This window comes from Flavobacterium aquatile LMG 4008 = ATCC 11947, from assembly GCF_000757385.1.
In the GTDB taxonomy this organism is placed as follows: domain Bacteria; phylum Bacteroidota; class Bacteroidia; order Flavobacteriales; family Flavobacteriaceae; genus Flavobacterium; species Flavobacterium aquatile.
The window spans coordinates 442,623-462,789 of sequence record NZ_JRHH01000003.1 but is presented as its reverse complement, the minus strand read 5'-3'; the positions used below and the strand labels follow the sequence as shown (position 1 = coordinate 462,789).

Sequence of the window (20,167 nt, the reverse complement as noted above, 5' to 3'; positions counted from 1 at the left end):
TTTAGTATTTTCGCAACCTATGAACGAAAAAGACATTCAAGCCATAACCGAATTATTGGCTACACCTAAGAAAATTGCTATTATTCCGCATCGCAGTCCAGACGGAGATGCAATGGGTTCGACTTTAGGATTATACCATTTTTTAGTAAAGTTAAATCATCAGCCAGTTGTAATTGCGCCCAACGATTTTCCTGAATTTCTAGCGTGGTTACCAGCTTCGGAAACAGTTTTAGTTTATGAAAATGACAGAGCAAATTGCACTAAAATTCTCAACGATGCTGAACTAGTTTTCACTTTAGATTTCAATGCTTTGCACAGAACTGGCGAAATGGAGCAAGTTTTAAACAAACTGACAGTTCCAATGATTATGATTGATCACCATCAATTACCCGATTCGTATGCAACTTTCACATATTCTGATACCTCTTTTGGTTCTACGTGTGAAATGATTTACAATTTCATCGTACTTCTAAATCAAAAATCACTTATCGATAAAACAATAGCAACATGTCTTTACACTGGAATTCTAACGGATTCTGGTGGATTTAGATTCCCAAAAACAACAGGAACAACGCATAGAATTGTGGCAGAATTTATAGAATTGGGAGTTGAAAATACCGAAATTCCAAATTTACTTTTCGATAATAATTCGTACGAGAGATTGCAATTACTAGGAAGAGCTTTGCAAAACATGAAAGTGTTTTTTGATAAGAAAACATCTTACATTTCGTTATCTCAAAAAGAATTAGACGAATTCAACTACGTAAAAGGCGACACCGAAGGAATTGTAAATTATGGCTTAACGATAAAAGGCATTGTTTTTACAGCAATTTTTATCGAACACAGAGATGAAAATATCGTTAAAATATCGTTTCGTTCACAAGGAGATTTCGATGTAAATCAATTTGCTAGAGAACATTTTAATGGCGGCGGACACATTAATGCAGCTGGAGGAAAATCGAATGATTCTCTTGCAAATACTATCAAAAAATTTGAACAAATTGTATCAAAAATTACAATTTAATATATGAAATCGCCATAAACACGAGTTTGCTTGCAAACACCAATGAAATTAGCGATACATATGCTCCAAAAATCAAATAATATTTACATATGAAAAATATAAAAATTAGCTTTCTTATTTTATCCCTTCTTGCACTCGTAAGTTGTAAGCAACAACAAGCTAGAATGCCAGTTTCTCGTTCGTCTGGTGAGTTCATGAATGAATCGGTTGAGCGCAATAAAAAACTGGTAAAGAATGAAGAAGCACAGATTGATTCTATTATAAAAAGTAATCCAAAAATTCAATATTTGGCTTCGCAAAAAGGATATTGGTATCATTATGAAGTTAAAAACGAGACCGATACATTGCGCCCGAAAAAAGGAGATGTTGCTTTCTTTGATTATGAAATAAAAGATTTAAAAGGAAATGTAATTTATACCAAAGAAGAACTAAAACCACAAAATTATCTTGTTGATAAACAAAATATTATGATGGGTTTGCGTCATGGAATAAAATTGATGCATAAAACTGAAAAAGTTACTTTTTTATTTCCTTCACACATGGCTTTTGGATATCATGGTGATGATGACAAAATAGGAACCAACGAACCAATTATTTGCACGGTAACATTAAATGATTTTAAACCAGAAAACAAAAACTAAAAGTAGAATAAACAAAAAATGAAGAAATTATTATGCCTATTGATTGTTGCAACTGCAACTCTTTTCACTTCTTGTAAAGATGATCACGCCAATCTAAAAGATGGATTATACGCCGAAATGGAAACTTCTAAAGGAACCATTTTATTAGAATTAGATTATAAAAAAGCACCAGTAACAGTCGCTAATTTTGTTACACTTGCAGAAGGAACAAATCCGTTTGTATCTGAAAATTTAAAAAACAAACCACTATTTGATGGTTTAAAATTCCATAGAGTTATTGCCGATTTTATGATTCAAGGTGGTGATCCTTTAGGAAATGGTTCTGGAGATTGTGGTTATAAATTTAAAGATGAAATCACCGATTTAAAATTTGATAAAGGCGGATTATTGGCTATGGCAAATTCTGGTCCAGGAACAAACAGCAGTCAGTTTTTTATTACTCATAAAGAAACTCCGTGGTTAGACGGTTTACACACTATTTTTGGACGTGTTGTAGAAAACGGAATGGAAGTTGTAAATGCAATTGTTCAGGACGACGCTATCAATTCGGTTAAAATTATTGTTAAAGGTGAAGATGCAAAGAAATTTGATGCTGTGAAAGTTTTCAGTGATTATTTCAAAGTAGAATCTAAAAATCAGAAGCAACAAGCCGAAGCTGAAGCAGCAAATCAGAAAAAGTATAAGGAAGAATATGCTAAAGTGATTAGTGAAAAATTAGCTTTTTTTGCAGAGAATAAAGCTTCTGGAACAAAATTACCTTCTGGTTTAATCTACAAAATAATTACTAAAGGCGACGGAAAAAAGTTAAGCAAAGGAACTCAAGTAGTACTTAATTACGCTGGTTATTTAGAAGATGGAACATTATTTGATAGTAACCTTATTGAAATTTCAAAAGTTTTTGGAAAATACAATGCTCAAAGAGAAGCTCAAGGTGGTTATAATCCAATGCCTTTTACAATAGGTTCGAAAGGTGCTATGATTCCTGGTTTTGAAGAAGGATTATCAAAAATGAGCGTTGGTGACAAAGCTGTTTTATTTATCCCATCTAATTTAGGATATGGAGTAAATGGTGCAGGAAATGTGATTCCGCCAAATGCCAATATAATTTTTGAAGTGGAAATGCTAAAAGGAACTACGCCTCAATCAATGGAAGATAATAGAATTAAATAATAAATCAAATAACAATGAAAATGAAATTTAAAATTATTTGTTTGTTTTTCTTAGGATTAACAATGGTAAATGCTCAAACAAAGAAAAAAGTAGTTACAAAAGCTCCTGTTAAAACTACAACCAATGCTACTAAACCAGTTGCAAAAGCTACAGTTTCTGAAGTAAAACCTCAGGTAGTATTGCCAGTTGCAAATCCGAATGAAGGTGTATTTGCCGAAATTGAAACTAACAAAGGTAAGATTGTTGTGCAATTAGAATACAAAAAAGCGCCAGTTACAGTTGCCAATTTTGTTTCTTTAGCAGAAGGAAATAATTCTCAAGTTGCTGAAAAATTCAAAGGAAAAAAATTCTATGACGGAATTAAATTTCACAGAGTTATTAAAGATTTTATGATTCAAGGTGGTGATCCAGACGGAAATGGTTCTGGTGGACCAGGTTACGCTTTTAAAGATGAATTTACCGATTTAAAACACCACAGTGGTGGAATTTTGTCTATGGCAAATGCTGGACCTAGAACTAATGGTTCTCAATTTTTCATTACTCATAAAGCTACACCACACCTTGACGGAAAACATACCGTTTTTGGAATTGTTGTAACAGGAATGGATATTGTAAATGCAATTGAGCAAAATGATGTAATTAACACCATCAAAATCACTAAAAAAGGAACTGAAGCATCAAAATTTGATGCTGCTAAAACTTTTGCAGATTATTTCGCCAACAAAGCGGAAGACGATAAAAAACAAGCAGCAATTGATGCAGAAAACAAAAAGAAGCAATTAGAACAAGCCGAAGCAAATAGAAAAAAGCAACTTGTTATTGATGAGCAAAAAAGAAAGGACTATGCTGCTAAATTTGGAACAGTTATGGCTGAAAAAGCTAGTGCTTTAAATGCAGTTAAAACTAAAGCAATTAAAACTGATTCTGGTTTACAGTATGTTATAACACAAAAAGGAACTGGAGTTAAACCAGCAGATGGAACAAATGTTTACATTCATTATGCAGGTTATCTAGAAGACGGAGCATTATTTGACAGTAGCTACGAAGAAGTAAATAAAACTTTCGGAAAATTCGATCAAAACAGAGCCAATCAAGGTGGTTACAGACCAATGGGTGCTCAAGCTGGAAAATACCAATTCATTCCAGGTTTTATTGAAGGACTAAATTTAATGTCGTTTGGAGATAAAGCAACTTTATTTATTCCATCAAATCTTGGTTATGGAGAACGTGGTGCTGGTGGCGTTATTCCTCCAAATGCAAACATTATTTTCGAAGTGGAATTATTGGAAGCAATGCCAAAATAATTTAATAGTAAGATATAAAAAAAGGCGTAAAATTATTTTTTACGCCTTTTTTTTATTTTTTAAATTTCCATTCCAATTCATCATTATCGTTAATGATTGCTCCTATTTCAACTCTAATCACAATTCCGAATTCTGATTGCAATGTCAACCAATTACTTTCGTTAAAATGGTTTTCTGTTGAATCGAAATCTTCTACTTCCCAAGATTTAAATGGTAATTCGGCTTTTAATTCGATACAATTTCTACCGATAATTTTTTTATCAAATAAAAGCAATTCAGGATTAGAAGAAATAATATATCCTAATTTAAAATTTTCATCTTCGTAAAAAGTCAGCCTAAATTTTTCATTATTGTAAAGATAAATTACGTTTTCATCATCGTCTTTAAATTCCTTATCTGGCTTACCATAAATAGCTTCTACATCTTTTTGTTGCATTCCAAAAAGTAGTTTATCTATTCCGTTTTTTGGGTTTAGTATCATTTTAATTTATTTTTTCAAATGTAAGTTTTATTTTAAAATAATTCTTTAACTGCTTTTAAAAACTGTACTATTGCTGTAGGATTTTTTTTAAATTATTTTGATAACAATTTAGTAACGCAACCATTTATAAAATAAAGCATCCAATAAAGAAAAACACTATGAATAAAATTATGATTTTTTTACTATTAGCAGTTAGCACATTATCCTCAAGTTGCATCTCTTTCACCGAACCTGAACCCAAAAGTAGTTTTAAGCCAGTTTACTTAAAACGTTCTACTTTTGAAAATTCAATTCAACTTGAACCTGCAAAACCTTCTGTAAATTCTGGTAAAATTTACATAATTGATCAATTAATGTATCTTAATGATGTAAATAAAGGATTTCAAGTCTTCAATTATTCCAATCCAACAAATCCTATTGCAATTGGTTACATCAAAATACCTGGAGCAACTGATGTAGCTATAAGAAATAATATTTTATACATTAATCAAGCAACAGATTTAGTGAGTATAAATTATAGTGTTTTAACCAATTCAATAACTGTTACTAATAGAATTAAAAACGCATTCCCACCTAAAATCTCTCCTGATGGTTTTACTGCTAAGGCAAAAGAAAACCAAGTAGTAATTGATTGGACAAACTCAAATTAATCATGAAAAAAATTATATACTTTTTACTTATAACATTTGTAATTTCTGCTTGTTCGAATGACCAAGACAACGCTTCAACTAAAGATGGTCAAGGTGGTTCATTAGCAATTTTTGCACTCAAAGGAAACTATCTTTATGGTGTGGACAATTCCAAATTAAATGTTTTTTCCTTGCTAAATCCTTCAACACCAGTGAGCGTAAACGAAGTTGAAATTGGTTTTAATATTGAAACATTATTCTCTTTTGAAAACTACTTATTTGTTGGATCAAGAAACGGTATGTTCATTTATTCGATTGAAAATCCCGAAAATCCAGTTCTTTTATCACAAGCTCAACATTTTACATCTTGCGATCCTGTGGTTGCTAATGCAACGAATTCATTTGTTACACTTCATTCAGGAACGTTTTGTGGCAACAACTTAAATGTGCTTCAAGTTTATGATACATCAGACATCAATAATCCACTATTAATTCATTCTAGAAATTTAACCTATCCAAAAGGACTAAGTCTTTACAATGATTATTTATTTGTTTGTGATGATGTGATTAAAATATTTGACATTCAAAATCCAATCGAACCAATTTTGGTGAATACAATCGACAAAAATTGTTTTGATATTATTATCAACGGAAACACGTTCTATGCAATTGGAGAAAACGGACTTTACCGATACGAACTAAATCCGGACGACATCAACGATATTCAATTTAAAAGCGAAGTTATTTTTTAACTTCGCTATAGTATCTTTCTTCAATTCGTTTAATATCTTTAATGGTATTTTTCGCCCATTGTAATCGCTTTTCTAAAATTTCCTCTTCAGATAATTGCCATTTGATATCCGATTTATGCAATCGGCTCATAATATTCTGAATGATAATCGCTGCCGAAACCGAAATATTCAAACTTTCAGTAAATCCAGCCATCGGAATTTTTAAAAATCCATCTGCATTTTGAAGTACTTCCTCTGATAATCCATCGCGTTCTGTTCCAAAAAATAAAGCACATGGTTTCGAAATATCAAAATCGTCTAAATCACAATCATTTTCATGCGGAGTTGTTGCAATTATTTGATAACCTTTACTTTTCATGCTCGAAATACAACCAGAAATACTATTAAATCGATTTACATCAACCCATTTTTGTGCACCCATCGCAATTTCTTTATCGATAGATTTGGTATAACGTTCTTCAATTACATTGAGTTGCTGAATTCCAAAAACCTCGCAACTGCGCATCACCGCACTTGTATTGTGTAACTGAAAAATATCTTCCATGGCAATAGTAAAATGATTTGTCCTTTTCGACAAAACCTGTTGAAATCGTTCCTTTCTTTTATCGGTAAGTATATTTTCTAAAAACGCTAAGTAATCTAAATCGACCATTGGAAAAATAATTTTGGCAAAAATAACAAAAAAGACTAGCTTTAAATCGAAATTAAATACAATGAAAAAATTAGTTGTTTTAACTGGTGCCGGAATTTCAGCAGAAAGCGGTATCAAAACTTTTCGAGACAGTGACGGACTTTGGGAAGGTCATAACGTTATGGATGTTGCAACACCTGAGGGTTGGCGCAAAAATCAAGAATTAGTTTTGGATTTTTACAACCAAAGAAGAAAACAACTGCATGAAGTTCAACCCAATTTAGGACATAAAATTTTAGCCGAATTAGAAAATGATTTCGACGTTCACATCATCACTCAAAACGTAGATAATTTGCACGAACGAGCAGGAAGTTCAAAGGTTTTACATCTTCATGGTGAATTATTTAAAGTTCGTAGCATAATAGATAAAAACAATATTCTCGATTGGAAAATCGATTTAAAAACTGGCGATTTAGATGCCAATGGGTTTCAGCTTCGTCCACATATTGTATGGTTTGGCGAAGATGTTCCAGCACTTGAAGAAGCTTTAGTAATAACGCAACAAGCTGATTATTTTGCTGTTATTGGAACTTCATTACAAGTATATCCAGCAGCTGGTTTGGTAGAATTTACACTACCAAATGTTCCTATTTATTATATCGATCCAAATCCGGCAACGATTAAAAATTTATCAAATCCAGTTGAAATAATTCCGATGAATGCTACAGAAGGTGTTCAATTTTTAAGAGAGATATTAATGAAAAGAGTATAGAATATATAGTATAGAAAATAGATTTTGTGGATAGTCTATTTTCTTTGTTCTATATTCTGTATTCTAAAATCGTTTAACTATTTTTGCAACTTCAAAATAACTAGTTTCTGAAACAAGTTCAGAATAAACACACAACAAAAATGCAACTAACAGAATTAAACGCTATTTCTCCAATTGACGGAAGATATAGAAGCAAAACCGTTTCTTTATCACAATTCTTTTCAGAAGAAGCACTTATAAAATATAGAGTTTTAGTAGAAGTTGAATATTTTATTGCGCTGTGCGAAGCCGATTTACCACAACTTTCTGGCGTGAATAAAGCAACCTTTGATGATTTACGTAAAATCTATGCCAACTTTTCTACGGAAGATGCACTTTGGATAAAAGAAACCGAAAAAACGACTAATCACGACGTAAAAGCCGTTGAATATTTCATTAAAACCAAATTTGATGCATTAGGATTAGACAAATATAAAGAGTTCATTCACTTCGGATTGACTTCTCAAGACATCAACAATACTGCCATTCCGCTTTCTACAAAAGACGCATTTGAAAAGGCCTATTTACCTGGATTAATTGCTGTAATTTCTAAATTAAAAGAGTTAAGCGTTGAATGGAAAGACATTCCTTTATTGGCTAGAACGCACGGTCAGCCTGCTTCTCCTACTCGATTGGGCAAAGAAATTTTGGTTTTTGTAGAACGTTTAGAAGAACAAATGCGTTTGTTGTTTAACATTCCGTTTGCAGCAAAATTTGGTGGCGCAACAGGAAATTTCAATGCACATCACGTTGCATATCCTAACACCGATTGGAAAAAATTCGGAACTGATTTTGTAGAATCAATTTTAGGATTACACCATTCATTTCCAACAACTCAAATAGAACATTACGATCATTTTGCAGCTTTTTTCGATGCTTTAAAACGAATTAATACCATCCTAATCGACTTAGACAGAGATATTTGGACGTATGTTTCAATGGAATATTTCAAACAAAAAATCAAAGCTGGAGAAATTGGATCGTCGGCAATGCCACACAAAGTAAATCCAATTGATTTTGAAAATTCTGAAGGTAATTTAGGAATTGCCAATGCTATTTTCGAACATCTATCTGCAAAATTACCTATTTCAAGATTACAGCGCGATTTAACTGATAGTACGGTTTTAAGAAATATTGGAGTTCCAATTGGTCACACCTTAATCGCATTTGAAGCGACATTAAAAGGATTGAACAAATTACTTTTAAACGAAGCTAAATTTGCCGAAGATTTAGAAAAAAATTGGGCAGTTGTAGCCGAAGCAATTCAAACAATTTTACGTCGAGAAGCTTATCCAAATCCGTATGAAGCTTTGAAAGATTTAACTCGAACTAACACAGTTATCAATAAAGAAGCGATTCATAATTTTATTCAAACGTTAAAAGTTTCTAATGAAATTAAAGCCGAATTGATGCAAATTACTCCGAGTAATTATTTGGGAATATAATTGTAATTTTTGTTATAAATTCTTTAAATCTGCTTTTGTCATTTTGATAAAAGCAGATTTTTTGTTATTTTAGTAAAAATTCAATTTTATGCCACACTTTTTAGCTGCAACTAATGTTCATTTGCCCGATTTAATCAGCGATTTAGGTTTGATCCTAATTACTGCGGCAATTGCAGTTTTACTTTTTAGAATGTTGAAACAACCTTTAGTCTTAGGCTATTTGGTTGCAGGATTTCTTGCTGGAAATCAATTTGATTTTTTTCCAACGGTAAAAGACATTCACAGTGTAGAAGTTTGGGCAGAAATTGGTGTAATCTTTCTCCTATTCAGCTTGGGATTAGAATTCAGTTTTAAAAAACTCATGAAAGTTGGCGGAACTGCATCAATCACAGCATTTACACAGATAATTACAATGGTAGTCATTGGTTATTTTGTAGGTCAATTGATGGACTGGAACAAAATGAACAGTATTTTTTTAGGTGTAATTTTATCCATTTCTTCGACAACAATTATCTTAAAAACCTTTGATGAACTCGGCGTAAAATCACAAAAATTCGCAGGTAATGTAATTGGTTCTTTAATTGTACAAGATATTATTGCCATTTTAATGATGGTTTTACTTTCAACAATTGCAGTAAGTCAGCAATTTTCAGGAATGGAGTTGGTGTTTTCTGTTTTAAAATTAATATTCTTTCTAACGATTTGGTTTGTAGTCGGAATCTTCTTTATTCCAACCCTTCTAAAAAAAGCCAAACATTTATTAACCGATGAAATGATACTTATTATATCATTAGCTCTTTGTTTGCTAATGGTTATTTTTGCTGCAAATGTTGGATTTTCACCAGCTCTTGGAGCATTTATAATGGGTTCGATTATAGCCGAAACCACTCAAGCTGAACACATTGAACATTTAGTAAAACCAGTAAAAGATTTATTTGGAGCTGTTTTCTTTGTATCGGTCGGAATGCTGATTAATCTAGACACTTTAGTTGAGTATGCAATTCCTGTGGCCATTTTAACTTTAGTAGTTATTTTTGGGCAATCAATAAGTTCTACAATTGGCGCATTATTATCGGGACAACCACTCAAACAATCCATCCAAACCGGAATGAGTTTATCGCAAATTGGAGAATTCTCTTTTATTATTGCAACGTTAGGAACGACGCTTAAAGTTACAAGTGATTTTCTATATCCAATTGTAGTGGCTGTTTCAGCAGTAACTACATTTACTACACCTTTTATGGTGAAATTTGCCGTTCCATTTTCGGGTTTTATTGAAAAGAAATTACCGAAAAAATGGGTTAAACGAATACAACTTTACAGCGCTAATACGGAAGAAATTAAATCGAAAAGTAATTGGCAAATTGTCTTGAAAAGTTATTTAATTCAAGTAGTTATCCATTCTATAATTATTGTTGCCATTATTTTACTTTCGTCAAATTTTATTTTGCCTTTGGTAAAAGGTTCTAAATTCGGGCATATAATTGCAGCTTTAATCACTTTAGTTATTCTATCTCCTTTTTTATGGGCACTTTCACTTAGACGAGTAGCCGTGAATGAAGTATCCATTTTAATGGAAGAAAAGAAACACCAAGGGCCAATAATTATGCTAGTTCTTTTAAGAATTGCTTTAACTCTATTTTATATCGGATTTATTTTAAACACATTTTTTTCGTCTGGAGTTGCTGCGTTTGCTTTTTTAATTGCAATTGGAACCTATATTTTATTCCCGAAAAAACTTCATGCCATTTACTATAAAATTGAAGGTCATTTTATTAGCAACTTCAATGATAGAGAAATCAAGAAAGAAAATAAAAGACAAAATACGTTGTCGCCTTGGGATGGGCACATGGCTGAATTTGAAATTGCAAGAGAATCTAATTTGGCAGGAAAAACATTAGAAGAATTATCGATAAGAGAACAATTCGGAATTAATATTGCTTCTATACGAAGAGGTGATGTATTAATAAATATTCCAATTAGAACCGAACGATTATTTCCGGGTGATGAAATCAGTGTAATTGGAACTGATGATCAAGTGAAAGAATTCAAAATTTATTTAGATAAAAACGAAATTGATGTTCCGGAAGAAGTGGAACAATCTGACATTATTTTGCAAAAACTAGAACTTAAAAACCGAGTTTGCATCGGAAAAAGCATTCGAGAATCAGAAATCAGAGAAAAAACACACGGCATTATCGTTGGCATTGAGCGAAACGGAAAACGTATTTTAAATCCAGAATCGCATTTAATTTTAGAAGACAGCGACATTTTATGGATTGCTGGTGAAAGAAAAAAAATTGCAGAATTTTTAAAAGTGTAAATTGAATAAATAAAAAAGGCATAAGTTTATTTCTTATGCCTTTTGTTTTTTTTTATTTTATTACTAAAAAATTATCTAGAATAATTCGGAGCTTCCTTAGTAATTGTAACATTATGAGGATGACTTTCGCCAATTCCGCTTGCTGTAATTCTCACAAATCTTCCAGTTTCTTGTAATGTTGGAATATCTTTTGCACCACAATAACCCATTCCTGCACGAAGTCCACCAACAAATTGTTGCATGCTTTCGTTTAATTCACCTTTGTATGGAACACGACCTACAATTCCTTCTGGAACTAATTTTTTAATATCGTCTTCTACATCTTGGAAATATCTGTCTTTAGAACCTTCTTGCATGGCTTCAACAGAACCCATTCCGCGATATGATTTGAATTTTCTTCCTTCAAAAATAATTGTTTCTCCTGGTGATTCTTTTGTTCCTGCAAGTAATGAACCAAGCATCACACAATCAGCTCCAGCAGCAATCGCTTTTGGAATATCTCCTGTATAACGAATTCCTCCATCAGCAATTACTGGAACTCCAGTTCCACGTAACGCAGCAGCAACTTCTAAAACTGCTGAAAATTGTGGAAAACCAACTCCAGCAACAACTCTTGTAGTACAAATAGAACCTGGACCAATTCCGACTTTTACTCCATCGGCACCATTTTCTACTAAATACAAAGCCGCTTCGGCAGTAGCAATATTTCCTACAATTACATCAAGGTTTGGAAATTTAGCTTTTACGATTTTTAAAACATCAACAACTCCTTTTGTATGTCCGTGAGCCGTATCAATTATTACTGCATCAACTCCTGCATTTACTAAAGCAGTGGCTCTTTCTAAAGCATCGGCAGTAACTCCAAGAGCAGCAGCTACACGTAAACGTCCAAATTTGTCTTTATTTGCTACAGGTTTCTGAGCTAATTTGGTAATATCTCTAAACGTAATTAATCCAACTAATTTATAATTGGAATCAACTACTGGTAATTTTTCGATTTTATTTTGTTGTAAAATTCCTTCAGCTTCTTGCAAAGTAGTTCCTTCGGCTGCAGTTACTAGATTTTCAGAAGTCATTACTTCCAGAATAGAACGTGAATTGATTTTCTCAAAACGCAAATCTCTATTGGTTACAATTCCTTTTAAAGTTCCGTTTTCATCCACTATTGGAATTCCGCCAATTCCGTGTTCTTTCATCAACATTTTAGCATCGCCAACTGTCGAATTTAAAGGTAAAGTTACGGGATCGATAATCATTCCAGCTTCGGCACGTTTTACTTTTCTAACTTTTGCAGCTTGTTGCTCAATTGTCATGTTTTTGTGTAAAACACCAATTCCGCCTTCTTGTGCCATTGCAATTGCCATAGAACTTTCGGTAACGGTATCCATTGCTGCGGAAACGATAGGAACATTCAGTGAAATATTTTTAGATATTTTCGATTGTATATTAACTTCGCGGGGTAAAACTTCAGAATAGTTTGGGATTAGCAGTACATCGTCATAGGTTAAACCTTCACCAACGATTTTGGAAGTGTGTGCTTTCATTGCAATTTATAGTTGTAGTTAAATTGCGTGCAAATATAGTGAAAAAGTGAATAGTAAATACCTAATACTGATTAGTTTTATAAATATTCTTTTTAATCTAAAAAAATATTTTAAAATATAGCTTTAAAAAGCTATAAACTATATTTATACATTAAAAAAGCTATAAAATATATTTATACCAAAAAAAAGCTATATATTTGTTTTATTTAAAAAGGTTTATATGAATAATAAAATAGTTTTATCTGGCGATATCATTGCTTCAACAAGCTTAACCGCTGAAGAAAAATCAGTTCTAGAGTTGGAATTAAAAGCATTAATTTCACTTTTAGAAAAGGACTTTTCCATTTATGGAAGAATAATAAAAGGTGATTATTTAGAAATGGTTGTAGAAAACCCTCAAGAAGCTCTAACCATTGCAATCGTCATAAAATGTTATATAAAATCAATTTTTATAGATTCAAAAATTGAAACTTCAAGAAGTAAATACTTTAAAAATTATGGCATTCGCTTGGCTCTTGGTTACGGCGAATTAAGCAGGTACGATAAAGTAAGTGAGGTCATTGATGGTGAAGCAATTTATTATTCGGGTAGAAAAATTAGTGAAGAGCGACCAACATATAACAAAGAAAGAATAGTAATAAAAAATACACTTTTCTTTAATTCTAATGACGAAAAATTAAACGATAACATAAATTGTATTTTGGGTTTGCTTGATGTTTTATTAAACAATGCTACTGCAAAACAATGTGAAATTTTATATCTTCGTTTACTGGGAAATAGCGAAAAAGAAATAGCCAATAAACTAAACATAAAACAACCAACAGTAAATAAGCAATTAAGCAGCATAGGTTGGAATGCTATTGAACGAGCAACTTCCTATTTTAAATCAACATTTTTAGCATTGCGTAAAATATGGTAAAACTACTTATACTTCAAGTGATTGCTCATGTAATGAGTGATTATTTCTTTCAAACGGATGCCAGTTCAAAAGAAAAAAACGAGAATGGTTTTAAAAGCAAATTCTTATTGAAACATGCATTAATTACTTTTATTTGTGCATGGATTTTATCTTTTGACATCAACTTTTTCTTTTGTGGATTGGCAATTTCAATTCTTCATTATATAATTGACGGTTTGAAAAAAAGTTTGAATACGAGTAGATTTGCATTTTTTATTGATCAAATTTTACATCTGTTAGTCATTTTATTCTTTGTTTGGATTTTTAATCGCTATTTCGAATCGAATACAATTTGGGATGTTCCTCTTTCTATAAAATGGTTAGTTATTATTTTAGGCTATTTAATTTGTATAAAACCAACAAATATTTTTATCAGAGAAACACTTGTTGTTGGCAATATTGAAAGCATTTCTGACACTTCTGCAGAACTTAAAAATGCTGGAAAACTAATTGGTATTTTGGAACGGATTTTAGTCTTAACTTTCGTAATCATCGGGAAATTGGAAGTTGTTGGCTTTTTAATCGCAGCAAAATCAATTTTAAGATACAAAGATACCGACACCATTAAAACCGAATATGTCTTAATTGGAACCATGCTCAGTTTTGGAATTGCGATGATGATTGGATTACTAATTAATAAATTTTAATTATAAATAGCTTCAAAAAAAGTCGTATCTTTAGTTTGAACTAAACTTTTAGTGATGACGAAAGAACAAAATAAAATTGCAGGACTTTCAAATGAAGAAGTAATTTCCTCTAGAAATAAAAACGGTTCCAACTCGTTAGAACACCAAGAAAAAAATCATTTTTTGATGTCACTGCTAGAAATGATTAAAGAACCAATGTTTCTATTATTGGTTGCTGCTGCAAGTATTTACTATATTTCTGGCGATTATGGTGATGGAATTTTCATGACGGTTGCCATCTTTTTAGTTGCAGCGATTTCGCTTTTTCAGGAAGCACGAAGTAGAAATGCTATTGAGTCGCTCAAAAAATTATCCCAACCTAAAAGCAAAGTCATAAGAAACGGTGAATTAGTAGAAATTCCGAGTGAAGAAATTGTACTTGGCGATTTTATTCAAGTGGAAGAAGGCACGTTTGTTCCTGCCGATGCTACCATAATTCAATCGAATGATTTTTCGGTAAACGAAGCTATTTTAACTGGCGAATCATTATCGGTTTTTAAGAATGAAGAATCCAAAATTAAGCAAGTTTTTCAAGGAACAATTGTTGCCACAGGATTAGCAATTTGCGAAGTTACAGCCATTGGAAACCAAACTCAAATTGGTAAAATTGGTAAAAGTATTGAAACCATTGCTGAAGAAAAAACGCCGTTACAAATTCAGATTACAAATTTTGTTACCAAAATGTCTATTGTTGGATTGGTAATTTTCGCAATCGTGTGGGCAATAAATTATTTTCAATCTTATAGTATTTTAGATAGTTTATTGAAAGCGTTAACAATTGCCATGAGTGTTATTCCAGAAGAAATTCCGGTTGCTTTTGCTTCGTTTATGGCGCTTGGCGCATGGCGATTGATGAAAATGGGAATCATAACCAAACAAACAAAAACCGTTGAAACTTTAGGAAGTGCTACCGTAATTTGCACTGATAAAACTGGAACAATTACCGAAAACAAAATGAGTTTGGCACAATTGTACCTTTTCAAATCAGATGCTATTATTGACACCAAAGAAAAACTCAATCCAGAAGCCGAAGAAGTTTTAAATTATGCTATGTGGTCAAGCGAACCAATTCCGTTTGACGCTATGGAGATTGCAATTCATGAAGCTTACGCCAAATTAGAATCCGTTGACGAAAGACTCAATTTTAAATTGGTACACGAATATCCATTGGATGGGAAACCGCCAATGATGACGCATGTTTTTGAAGATTCAAAAGGTAAAAAAATCATTGCTACCAAAGGCGCACCAGAAGCAATAATAGCAGTCAGTCATTTATCTGAAAGCGAAAAGAACCAAGTATTAGTTGCTATTGAAAAAATGGCTAACGAAGGTTATCGGGTTTTGGGCGTTGGTGTTACCGAATTTTCTGGAACTAATTATCCAAAGACTCAGCAGGAATTTAAATTTGCTTTCAAAGGTTTGGTTGCTTTTTACGATCCTCCAAAAGCTAATATTCAAGAAGTTTTTGAAATGTTTTACAAAGCCGGAATTCAGGTGAAAATTGTAACTGGTGATAATGCACAAACTACCACAACTATTGCAAAGCAAATAGGTTTTAAAGATGCCGATAAAGTGTTGAATGGTGATGAATTAATGGCAATGGACGAAGCAACATTAAAAGTAAAAGTGATGGAAACTGCAATTTTTACAAGAATGTTTCCCGAAGCAAAGCTGAGAATTATTCAAGCTTTAAAAGACAATAATCAAATTGTGGCGATGACTGGCGATGGTGTAAATGATGGACCAGCTTTAAAATCGGCACATATTGGAATTGCGATGGGTAAAAAAGGAACCGAAATTGCCAAACAAGCTGCTAATTTAATTTTGATTGACGACGATTTTGCAAAAATGACCGATGCTATTGCGATGGGTAGAAAAATCTATGTGAATTTGAAAAAGGCCATTCAATACATTATTTCGATTCACATTCCTATAATTTTGGTGGTATTTATTCCGTTGGCTTTGGGCTGGATGTATCCAAATATTTTTACGCCAGTTCACATCATATTTTTGGAAATAATTATGGGTCCGACTTGCTCGATTATTTATGAAAACGAACCTATGGAAAGCAATTTGATGCTAGAAAAACCAAGACCTTTGACGAATACTTTTTTCAATTTTAAAGAGATTACCATTAGTATTATTCAAGGATTGGTAATTACTTTGGGATTGTTGTTTATGTATCAATATTGCATTCAAAAAGGATTTTCAGAAACGTATACGCGAACTTCTATTTTTCTAACCTTAATTGCTTCAAATATTTTTCTGACGTTGGAAAATCGTTCGTTTTACTATTCGATTTTTACTACTATTCGGTATAAAAACAATTTGGTTTTATTGATTATTGGGATTACAATTGCAGTTACTTCGCTCCTACTTTTTGTGCCAGTTTTCTCCAAATTCTTTTTGTTTGAAATGGTTGATTACACTCAGATAGGATTAAGTATTTTAATTGCTTTTGTTTCTGTGATGTGGATTGAAATTTATAAGATCTTTAAAAGACGTTGATTTATTGTTAGTCACAAATTTTTAAAGACTGAACACTGCATACTAAACAATGAACACTACTAAATAGCCCAGATAGTAATGGAAAGCATTTTATTGAAGAATTCTATTTTTTGTAGTGCTAAAAAAGCGACCAACGGAAGCTCTTTTTAGTGCTTACAAAAAAAGAATTGTTGATAAAATCTTGGAATGGATAGCTGGAAATAGCTTTTAATGAAACTCACCAAATAACCTAGAAGCCACATTATAAGCGCTTTCAAAACTCATTGGACTTGTGTTGGTGTTGGCTTTTTGTTGGGTGAAATAAGACAACATTTTTTCGGTTGGCATGTTGCCTGTTAAATCGTCTTTTGCCATTGGACAACCGCCAAAACCTTGAATGGCACCATCATAACGTCGGCAACCAGCTTTGTAAGCAGCATCGATTTTTTCATGCCATTTGTCTGGCGTTGTGTGAAGATGAGCTCCAAATTCGACGTTTGGATATTTCGGAATTAAATTCGAAAATAAATAGTCAATTACTTCTGGAGTTGAACTTCCAACAGTATCTGAAAGTGATAGAATTTTCACACCCATATTGGCCAACTTTTCGGTCCATTCGCCTACAATTTCTACGTTCCACGGATCGCCATAAGGATTTCCGAAACCCATTGAAATATAGGTTACGACTTCTTTATTGGATTTATCAGCAATGTTTAAAATTTCTTGTAAAGTGACCAAACTTTCAGCAATAGTTTTGTGGGTATTTCGCATTTGGAAATTTTCTGAAATAGAAAATGGAAAACCCAAATATTGAATTTCTTTATGAACTGAAGCCAATTCTGCGCCTTGAGTATTGGCGATAATTGCTAGTAATTTACTGTTTGTTTGCGACAAATCGAGTTGTGCTAAAACCTCTGCAGTATCGACCATTTGCGGAATCGCTTTAGGCGAAACAAAACTCCCGAAATCAATGGTATCAAAACCTACGCGAAGCAATGATTGAATATAATCTACTTTTCGGTCGGTTGGAATAAACGGCCTAATGCCTTGCATGGCATCGCGTGGACATTCTATGATTTTGATTTTTTCCATTGTAAGCCAAAGATACTAAAGAAATCGTTTTCGTAAAACTTATTTTACAATTTTAGCTTTTAATATTTCCTTATTAATGTCTTTAACCAATTGTGGTCCTTCGTAAATAAAACCTGTATAAAGCTGAATCAAACTGGCTCCAGCTTCTAGTTTTTCGATGGCATCTTGAGCAGAATGGATTCCGCCAACACCAATAATTGGGAACGATTTATTACTTTTTTCAGATAAAAATCGGATTACTTCTGTAGAACGATTGGCTAATGGTTTACCAGATAATCCGCCCATTTCTGACTTGTTTTCTGATTGTAAATCTTCTCTTGAAAGTGTTGTATTGGTTGCAATTACACCTGCAATTTTGGTTTCGTTTACAATATCTATAATATCTAAAAGTTGCGAATCGGTTAAATCGGGTGCAATTTTTAGAAGAATTGGTTTTTGCTTAGGCTTTGCTAGATTTTTATTTTGAAGCGTTTGCAACAGTTCTGTCAACGGCTTTTTATCTTGAAGTTCTCGAAGATTTGGTGTGTTTGGAGAACTTACATTAACAACAAAATAATCGACATAATCGAAAAGTGCTTCGAAGCAAATTTCGTAATCTTGCGTAGCATTTTCATTTGGCGTAAGCTTATTTTTCCCAATATTTCCGCCTATTAAAACGTTTTTATTTTTCTTCAAACGTTCCACAGCAGCTTGAACGCCTTCGTTATTGAAACCCATTCTGTTGATGATTGCCGAATCTTCTTTTAAACGAAACAATCGCTTTTTGGGATTTCCTTCTTGACCAACTGGTGTTAGCGTTCCGATTTCAATAAACCCAAAACCGAAGTTGGAAAGTTCTTTATATAAGACTGCATTTTTGTCGAAACCTGCTGCTAAACCTACAGGATTTGGGAATTTTAATCCGAAAACTTCTGTTTCTAATCGTTTGTCGTTTACCAAATATAACGCTTTGAAAAGTGACGAAAATCCAGGTATTTTAGATAAAAAACGAATTAAAGAAAAGGTAAAATAATGCACTTTTTCTGGATCATACCAAAAAAGTATCGGACGAATTAGTAATTTGTACATTGTAGCTTAGTTGTGTTGTGCAAAAATAGAAAATAGTAATTAGTTAAGTCTATAATTTGTGAAATTTCGCGAAATAAAATTGTTAGTTTTGTAAGAGACAATAGTTTGAATCTATACTAATTTACCTCAAATATGAAAAATCAAAACGATTACCTTAATATAAATAAAGCCACTTGGAACAATAAAACAGATGTTCACATTGCATCTGATTTTTATGATAATGAAGGATTTCTTAACGGAAAATCGACTTTGCAATCTATTGAATTGGAATTATTAGGAGACATTTCTGGAAAGAAAATTTTGCATTTGCAATGTCATTTTGGTCAAGATACGATGACTTTTTCTAGAATGGGTGCGAAAGCAACAGGAATTGATTTATCGGATAGAGCAATTGAAAAAGCGAAAGAATTTGCACAACAATTAAACCTGGATACTAGTTTTATTTGTTGTGATCTTTATGATTTAACGAATCATCTTGACGAAAAATTTGATATTGTTTTTACAAGTTATGGAACAATTGGTTGGTTGCCCGATTTGGATAAATGGGCGAATGTAGTATCGCATTTTTTAAAACCTGATGGGAAATTTGTTTTTGCCGAATTTCATCCTGTAGTTTGGATGTTTGACGATTATTTTAAGGAAGTTCATTATAATTATTTCAATGTTGACACTATTATTGAAGATGAATCGGGAACTTACGCCGATAGATATGCGGATATTAAAGCGCAGACTGTTACTTGGAATCATCCAACTTCTGAAGTTTTAAATGCGTTGATAAATAGCGGATTAGAACTAAAATCGTTTAACGAATACGATTATTCTCCTTACAACTGTTTTAAAGAAACTGAAGAATTTGAACCTAACAAATTCAGAATTAAACATTTAGAAAATAAAATTCCGATGGTTTTTTCTATTGTTGCTACTAAAAAATAAACGCCTATTTATCGCTAAATCCTAGCCCAGACAGCAATGAAAAGCCCGGAGTTACAAAGTTGTAGTTTTTCTTGGTGTAAAAAAGCGACCAACGGAAGCTCTTTTTACACCTTAGAAAAACACAGCTTTTAACGAGGACTTGTAATGAATAGCTGGAAATAGCTTCAAAAAGCGAACTGACGAAGCAA

Annotated in this window: 18 protein-coding genes; 13 read left to right on the top strand and 5 right to left on the bottom strand. The window is 32.5% G+C overall.

The features are described 5' to 3' along the window. Positions 1-19 precede the first annotated feature (19 nt). The 4 genes from LG45_RS08035 to LG45_RS08020 all read left to right on the top strand — a co-directional run bounded on the left by LG45_RS08035 (position 20) and on the right by LG45_RS08020 (position 4,139). Entirely contained in the window at positions 20-1,024 is a 1,005-nt protein-coding gene (locus LG45_RS08035) for a DHH family phosphoesterase (protein ID WP_035125975.1), read from the top strand. Positions 1,025-1,113: 89 nt separating this feature from the next. Beyond that, the gene (gene gldI, locus LG45_RS08030) at positions 1,114-1,665 is read left to right on the top strand and encodes a gliding motility-associated peptidyl-prolyl isomerase GldI (RefSeq protein ID WP_035125973.1); all 552 of its coding nucleotides are present in this window, start codon (positions 1,114-1,116) and stop codon (positions 1,663-1,665) included. An 18-nt stretch (positions 1,666-1,683) separates the two neighbouring features. Then, positions 1,684-2,835, top strand: coding sequence for a peptidylprolyl isomerase (locus LG45_RS08025; RefSeq protein ID WP_035125972.1), 1,152 nt, complete (start codon positions 1,684-1,686; stop codon positions 2,833-2,835). Between the two features lie 20 nt (positions 2,836-2,855). Next, on the top strand, positions 2,856-4,139 hold the full coding sequence (locus LG45_RS08020) for a peptidylprolyl isomerase (RefSeq protein WP_035126724.1): 1,284 nt from the start codon (positions 2,856-2,858) through the stop codon (positions 4,137-4,139). Positions 4,140-4,191: 52 nt separating this feature from the next. Here the strand turns inward: LG45_RS08020 and LG45_RS08015 are convergent, their stop codons facing one another. Next, entirely contained in the window at positions 4,192-4,620 is a 429-nt protein-coding gene (locus tag LG45_RS08015; RefSeq protein WP_035125971.1) for a hypothetical protein, read from the bottom strand. A gap of 170 nt (positions 4,621-4,790) precedes the next feature. On the opposite strand from LG45_RS08015, the gene LG45_RS08010 reads away from it, so the two are divergent. Continuing rightward, on the top strand, positions 4,791-5,270 hold the full coding sequence (locus tag LG45_RS08010) for a hypothetical protein (RefSeq protein ID WP_131494644.1): 480 nt from the start codon (positions 4,791-4,793) through the stop codon (positions 5,268-5,270). 2 nt (positions 5,271-5,272) lie between these two features. Next, a complete protein-coding gene (locus LG45_RS08005) occupies positions 5,273-6,001 on the top strand; it encodes a lipoprotein (protein ID WP_035126720.1) in 729 nt (242 codons plus the stop codon). Here the strand turns inward: LG45_RS08005 and LG45_RS08000 are convergent. Beyond that, positions 5,991-6,653, bottom strand: a complete 663-nt coding sequence (locus LG45_RS08000; RefSeq protein WP_035125969.1) for a TrmH family RNA methyltransferase — start codon at positions 6,651-6,653, stop codon at positions 5,991-5,993. The genes LG45_RS08005 and LG45_RS08000 overlap by 11 nt on opposite strands. A gap of 61 nt (positions 6,654-6,714) precedes the next feature. Between LG45_RS08000 and LG45_RS07995 the strand changes: the two genes are divergently transcribed. From LG45_RS07995 to LG45_RS07985, 3 genes are all read left to right on the top strand, one after another. Continuing rightward, a complete protein-coding gene (locus tag LG45_RS07995; protein ID WP_035125967.1) occupies positions 6,715-7,404 on the top strand; it encodes an SIR2 family NAD-dependent protein deacylase in 690 nt (229 codons plus the stop codon). Between the two features lie 140 nt (positions 7,405-7,544). Further along, positions 7,545-8,888 (top strand): adenylosuccinate lyase, encoded by a 1,344-nt coding sequence (gene purB / locus LG45_RS07990; RefSeq protein WP_035125966.1) that lies wholly within the window; start codon positions 7,545-7,547, stop codon positions 8,886-8,888. Between the two features lie 88 nt (positions 8,889-8,976). Next, positions 8,977-11,211, top strand: coding sequence for a monovalent cation:proton antiporter family protein (locus LG45_RS07985; protein ID WP_035125964.1), 2,235 nt, complete (start codon positions 8,977-8,979; stop codon positions 11,209-11,211). A 71-nt stretch (positions 11,212-11,282) separates the two neighbouring features. On the opposite strand, the gene guaB is transcribed toward LG45_RS07985, so the two are convergent. Further along, positions 11,283-12,755 carry an IMP dehydrogenase gene (gene guaB, locus LG45_RS07980; protein ID WP_035125963.1) on the bottom strand — a complete coding sequence of 491 codons (1,473 nt, stop codon included), beginning with the start codon at positions 12,753-12,755 and terminating at the stop codon, positions 11,283-11,285. 220 nt (positions 12,756-12,975) lie between these two features. Here guaB and LG45_RS07975 point away from each other — a divergent pair, with 220 nt between their 5' ends. From LG45_RS07975 to LG45_RS07965, 3 genes are read left to right on the top strand one after another with little or no spacing between them, the layout of a single operon-like run. Continuing rightward, entirely contained in the window at positions 12,976-13,674 is a 699-nt protein-coding gene (locus tag LG45_RS07975; protein ID WP_035125961.1) for a helix-turn-helix transcriptional regulator, read from the top strand. Next, positions 13,668-14,360 carry a DUF3307 domain-containing protein gene (locus LG45_RS07970; RefSeq protein WP_035125960.1) on the top strand — a complete coding sequence of 231 codons (693 nt, stop codon included), beginning with the start codon at positions 13,668-13,670 and terminating at the stop codon, positions 14,358-14,360. Before LG45_RS07975 ends, LG45_RS07970 begins: the two co-directional genes overlap by 7 nt. Positions 14,361-14,414: 54 nt before the next feature. Then, complete coding sequence (locus LG45_RS07965) at positions 14,415-16,907, top strand: cation-translocating P-type ATPase (protein WP_035125958.1); 2,493 nt, start codon at positions 14,415-14,417, stop codon at positions 16,905-16,907. 207 nt (positions 16,908-17,114) lie between these two features. On the opposite strand, the gene LG45_RS07960 is transcribed toward LG45_RS07965, so the two are convergent. Then, positions 17,115-17,978 carry a hydroxymethylglutaryl-CoA lyase gene (locus LG45_RS07960; RefSeq protein WP_035125957.1) on the bottom strand — a complete coding sequence of 288 codons (864 nt, stop codon included), beginning with the start codon at positions 17,976-17,978 and terminating at the stop codon, positions 17,115-17,117. A gap of 39 nt (positions 17,979-18,017) precedes the next feature. Further along, complete coding sequence (locus tag LG45_RS07955; protein ID WP_035125955.1) at positions 18,018-19,046, bottom strand: quinone-dependent dihydroorotate dehydrogenase; 1,029 nt, start codon at positions 19,044-19,046, stop codon at positions 18,018-18,020. A 132-nt stretch (positions 19,047-19,178) separates the two neighbouring features. Here LG45_RS07955 and LG45_RS07950 point away from each other — a divergent pair, with 132 nt between their 5' ends. After that, positions 19,179-19,979 (top strand): class I SAM-dependent methyltransferase, encoded by an 801-nt coding sequence (locus tag LG45_RS07950; protein WP_035125952.1) that lies wholly within the window; start codon positions 19,179-19,181, stop codon positions 19,977-19,979. Positions 19,980-20,167 lie beyond the last annotated feature (188 nt).